This is a genomic window from Leifsonia sp. SIMBA_070 (genome assembly GCF_046534635.1).
Taxonomy (GTDB): Bacteria; Actinomycetota; Actinomycetes; order Actinomycetales; family Microbacteriaceae; genus Leifsonia.
This window is the reverse complement of sequence record NZ_JAWRYK010000871.1, coordinates 1-239: the sequence shown is the minus strand read 5'-3', so window position 1 is coordinate 239 and position 239 is coordinate 1. Positions and strand designations below refer to the sequence as shown.

General features: G+C 63.6%; 1 protein-coding gene. It reads left to right on the top strand.

The features are described 5' to 3' along the window. The coding region (locus SB754_RS22710) for an ABC transporter permease subunit (protein ID WP_410784527.1) at positions 1–239 on the top strand (239 nt) is incomplete at both ends.

The window sequence follows — 239 nt, the reverse complement described above, 5'->3', positions numbered from 1 at the left end:
AGGCGTCCGAACTCGACGGCGCGGGTCGCTGGCGCCAGACCTGGCACATCACGCTGCCCGCCATCCGCCCGACCATCATCGTGCTGTTCATCCTCGCGATCGGCGACTTCCTGGAGCTCGGCTTCGAGCACATGTTCCTCGTGCTGAACTCGCTCAACCGCGAGGTCGGCGAGATCTTCGACACCTACGTGTACGTCACGGGTATTCAGAACGGGCAGATGAGCTATGCCGCAGCGGTC